General features: G+C 66.2%; 5 protein-coding genes and 2 tRNA genes. 5 read left to right on the forward strand and 2 right to left on the reverse strand.

Annotation, left to right across the window (positions count from 1 at the left end; all coding sequences use genetic code 11):
- The 3 genes from AC1VAN_RS13710 to AC1VAN_RS13720 all read left to right on the forward strand — a co-directional run.
- Positions 1–332, forward strand: a 332-nt coding sequence (locus AC1VAN_RS13710) for a cysteine hydrolase family protein (RefSeq protein WP_480985992.1), incomplete at its 5' end; no start/stop codon positions are given.
- 53 nt (positions 333–385) lie between these two features.
- Entirely contained in the window at positions 386–1,294 is a 909-nt protein-coding gene (locus AC1VAN_RS13715; RefSeq protein ID WP_442252192.1) for a LysR family transcriptional regulator, read from the forward strand.
- 27 nt (positions 1,295–1,321) lie between these two features.
- Complete coding sequence (locus tag AC1VAN_RS13720) at positions 1,322–2,083, forward strand: sulfite exporter TauE/SafE family protein (RefSeq protein WP_480985993.1); 762 nt, start codon at positions 1,322–1,324, stop codon at positions 2,081–2,083.
- 4 nt (positions 2,084–2,087) lie between these two features.
- On the opposite strand, the gene AC1VAN_RS13725 is transcribed toward AC1VAN_RS13720, so the two are convergent.
- Positions 2,088–2,720 (reverse strand): flavin reductase family protein, encoded by a 633-nt coding sequence (locus AC1VAN_RS13725; protein WP_442252190.1) that lies wholly within the window; start codon positions 2,718–2,720, stop codon positions 2,088–2,090.
- 97 nt (positions 2,721–2,817) lie between these two features.
- Positions 2,818–3,576, reverse strand: a complete 759-nt coding sequence (locus tag AC1VAN_RS13730; protein WP_032977389.1) for a Bax inhibitor-1/YccA family protein — start codon at positions 3,574–3,576, stop codon at positions 2,818–2,820.
- 181 nt (positions 3,577–3,757) lie between these two features.
- On the opposite strand from AC1VAN_RS13730, the gene AC1VAN_RS13735 reads away from it, so the two are divergent.
- Both AC1VAN_RS13735 and AC1VAN_RS13740 read left to right on the forward strand, forming a co-directional pair.
- Positions 3,758–3,834 (forward strand) — tRNA-Pro (locus AC1VAN_RS13735).
- A 39-nt stretch (positions 3,835–3,873) separates the two neighbouring features.
- Positions 3,874–3,950: transfer RNA gene (locus AC1VAN_RS13740), tRNA-Arg, on the forward strand.
- The last annotated feature ends 185 nt before the right edge of the window (positions 3,951–4,135 follow it).

A 4,135-nucleotide genomic window follows, 5' to 3' on the forward strand; every position in this document is an offset into this window, starting at 1 on the left:
ACGTCAGCGTGTTCGCCGGTGCCTCGGCAGCGGCACTGGACAAGGTGCTGAAGGATGCCGGTATCGACACCCTCATCGTCACCGGGCTGCAGACCCATGCCTGCGTTGCCGGTGCTGCACGCGATGCTGCGGCGGCGCCGCGCGGCTACCGGGTGATCGTGGCTTCCGATGCCTCTGCCAGCCGTGATCTGGATCTGGCCAATGGCGGGACCATCGGCCATCGCGCATTGCATGAGGCGTCGCTGGCGCAGATCGAGGATGCCTTTGGCGATGTGATGACCACCTCGGCGATTCTGGCCCTGCCGGTGCGCAAGGCAGGCAACGGCACTTGATAAGCTGGCGGGGTCCGCAGCCTGCGGGCCCCGCCGACTGGAGCGCGCTGCCGATGGACCATTTCGCCGCCCTGCGAGCCCTGCGCGCGATCGTCGACGCCGGCAGTTTCACTGCCGCCGCCGAGCGGCTGGGTACCACCCATTCGGCGATGTCGCGGCAGTTGCGTCAACTTGAAGAGCACCTGCAGGTGCGGCTGCTGGATCGCAACAGCCGGCGGCTGTCGTTGACCGAGGCCGGGCGCGACTACTACAGCGAGGCGGTTGCGCTGCTTGACCGGCTGGAGGCCGCCGATGACCGTGCGCGGGCCGGCCAGGCCCAGCCCAGCGGGCGCGTGCGGGTCAGCGTGCCGCAGGTGGTCGCCAGCCAGGAGCTGCCGCATTGGCTGCCTGGCTTCCTGGCGCGCTATCGCCAGGTTGCGCTGGAACTGTCGGCCGACGATCAGCTGGTCGATGTGGTCGGCGGGGGCTTCGACCTCGCCCTGCGCATCGCGCCGTCCTTGCCTGACAGCCAACTGGTCGCCCGTGAACTGGCGCGATGCCCGCGCATCCTGGTTGCGGCACCGGCGTACCTCGCCCGGCAGGGACTGCCTCGGCAGGTGGCCGACCTGCAGAACCACACCTTGTTGGGGTTCAACCCTGTTGCGGCGATGACGCCGTGGCAGCTGCACGGACCGCGCGGTGTCATCGCCAGCGTGGAAGCAGGCCAGCGACTGCGCGTGGACGCCACGCCGGCACTGTATGCGGCCGTGCTGGCCGGCATGGGCATCAGTCTGTTCACCGCGCTTACGGTGCAGGAAGATCTTCGCGCCGGCCGCTTGATCCGCGTGCTTCCCAGCTGGCACGGTGGCACGCGCTGCTATTTCGCGCTGTATCCCCATGCGCGTGCGCTGGCGCCGAAGGTGCGCGCGCTGGTCGATCATCTCGCCACGCATTACGCTGCAGCGTCGGGTGCGGCAGGGTAAGTCGCACGGCAGTGGTGAGGAGTGGGGATGGAGCCGGTGTATCTGCTGGTCGCGCTGGGCGCGATCGTCGCGGGGTTCGTGCAGGGCCTGTCGGGATTCGCGTTCGGCATGGTCGCSATGTCGTTCTGGGCSTGGGSGCTGGAKCCSCGGCTKGCGGCGACKCTKKCGGTGTTCGGCGCGCTGGTCGGCCAGTTGCTGGCGGTATTCACCGTGCGCCGTGGCTTCAACCTGCGCCTGCTGCTGCCGTTCGTGCTCGGTGGGTTGGCGGGCATTCCGCTTGGCGTGCTGGTGCTGCCGCAGCTGGACATGGCCTGGTTCAAGGCGCTGCTGGGAGGTTTCCTGGCGCTGTGGTGCCCGGTGATGCTGATGGCGCGTTCGTTGCCACCGGTCACCGTTGGCGGCCGGTTCGGCGACGCGCTGGCCGGCATGGCCGGTGGTGTGCTCAGTGGCATCGGTGGCTTCGCCGGGCCGATACCGACCCTGTGGAGCACGCTGCGGGGCTTCGGCAAGGACGAGCAGCGCGCGGTCATCCAGAGCTTCAACCTGGCGATGCTGGCGGTGACCATGGCCACCTATGTCGGTACCGGCATGGTCACCCGGCAGATGCTGCCGTACTTCGCCATTGTCGCGCCGGCGATGCTGGTACCCACGCTGCTGGGGGCGAAGCTGTATATCGGTATCAGTGAGGCGCGTTTCCGGCAGATCGTCCTCGGCCTGCTGACCGCTTCCGGTGTGGCCATGCTGGCCTCGTCGCTGCCGTTGCTGCTGTCCCGTGGGGTGGCGGGATGAGGGCTCAGGCGGGCCGCAGCATGCGGAAGCGTTGATCGGCGGTGATCCGGAAGTAGTCGGCCGGTCCGCCACCGCGCAGGATGGTGTCGCTCGCTGCGGTGTCGTAGATGCCGTCGACGAGCAACCGCGTATCGATATGCACGGCGACCACTTCTCCCAGTACCAGCCAGCCATTGGTGTCATTGCCGGCCGCATCACGCAGACGCACGATCTGCGTGCAGCGGCACTCCATGCTCACTGGGCTCTGCGCAACGCGCGGCGGTGCAACCAACTCCGAGGCCAGTGCCGTCAGCCCGGCCAATACGAACTCGTCCACGTCGGGCGCGACTGCGCGGCAGCTTTCGTTCATTGCCTGGGCCAGATCGAATGTGGCGAGGTTCCAGACGAACTCGCCGGTGGCTTCGATGTTGCGCAGCGAGTCCTTGCGGCCCTGGCTGCTGAAACCAATGATCGGCGGCGTGTAGTTGAACGCGTTGAAGAAGCTGTAGGGCGCCAGGTTCACATTGCTGTCGGCATCACGACTGGAGATCCAGCCGATGGGACGCGGGCCGATGATGGCGTTGAACGGATCATGTGGCAGGCGATGGCCATCGGCCGGGCGATAGCTGTGGAAGCGGCGAGGGAGGGTGTCTGCCATGGGGCGTGTTTCCGCGGGAGTCGAGCGTGCTCGACGCTACAAAAAAAGGCCGCGATCCCGACGGACCGCGGCCTTGTCGTTTACGGCATGGACTGGATCAGCGCTGCTGGATCTTCGACAGCAGGCGCAGGAACTCCACATACAGCCAGACCAGGGTCACCATCAGGCCGAATGCGCCATACCATTCCATGTACTTCGGCGCGCGCTGGGCCACGCCGGTTTCGATGAAGTCGAAATCCAGCACCAGGTTCAGCGCGGCCACGACCACCACGAACAGGCTGAAGGCGATGCCCAGCCAGCTGGCGTCATGGATCACCGGCACGTTGATGTTGAAGAAGCCCAGCACGAACGAGGCCAGGTACAGCAGGGCGATGCCGCCGGTGGCAGCCACCACGCCGAGCTTGAAGTTCTCGGTGGCCTTGATCAGGCCGCTACGGTAGGCGAACAGCAGTGCGAACAGGGTGCCGAAGGTCAGCAGCACGGCCTGGAACACGATGCCCGGGAACTTCATGTTGAACACGGCCGAGATGGCACCCAGGAACAGGCCTTCCACCAGCGCGTAGAGCGGTGCGGTGACCGGTGACCATTCCTTCTTGAACACGGTGATCAGGGCCAACACCAGGCCACCGATCGCCCCGCCCATGGCGTACAGCTTGGCGCCGGCCATCACCTGGCCGTAGTCGTCCACGGTCTGGTTCCAGGCGAAGGCCGCGGTCAGCACGGTCAGCAGCAGCAGGAAGCCGGTCTTGTTGACGGTGCCATTGAGGGTCATGGTCTGGTCGGGGCTGGTCACCACCGAGCCACTGGCCAGATCGAGGAAGGTCGACTCGGAAAGAGCCGGGTTGCCGCTGCGCATGCGAGGTCTCCGTGCGAAAAGGGGGCGATTGGGCCATCCGGCCGCTGGCTGCGAGCATAGCCGATGACTGCGCAAGCCGTGGTCATGGCGGGGCAGGGCTGGGATTGCGCGTTGACAGTTCGCAGGGCGCTTGGCCACAATGGCCAGCTCCCCGGGTCCATGCCCGAGGGGATTGCAACACCGGGGTATAGCGCAGTCTGGTAGCGCGCCTGCTTTGGGAGCAGGATGTCGGGGGTTCGAATCCCTCTACCCCGACCAATCCCACGTCACGTCGGATTGGACGCCGTTCCGGTTCGGGCGCCCGTAGCTCAACTGGATAGAGCACCGGCCTTCTAAGCCGGCGGTTACAGGTTCGATTCCTGTCGGGCGCGCCATTGGCGCGACACCGGAACGTAGCTGGCGGATGTGAAGAAGTGCTTGCAAAAGCATGCAGACTCCACCAGAATGTCGGACTCGCTTCGGCGGACCTGAACTTCGGTGACAGTCCTCGGGCAACGTATCAAGCGTCAGCGTCGGCAGCATTGGCGGTGAAGCGAAAGTTTCAGTGGTGGCTGTAGCT

The organism is Stenotrophomonas sp. 05L44_2, from assembly GCF_056665995.1.

Excerpts from the sequence above, each read along its gene's own strand:
- AC1VAN_RS13715 (WP_442252192.1), top strand. The coding sequence starts at position 386 with ATGGACCATTTCGCCGCCCTGCGAGCCCTGCGCGCGATCGTCGACGCC.
- AC1VAN_RS13725 (WP_442252190.1), bottom strand. The coding sequence starts at position 2,720 with ATGGCAGACACCCTCCCTCGCCGCTTCCACAGCTATCGCCCGGCCGAT.
- AC1VAN_RS13730 (WP_032977389.1), bottom strand. The coding sequence starts at position 3,576 with ATGCGCAGCGGCAACCCGGCTCTTTCCGAGTCGACCTTCCTCGATCTG.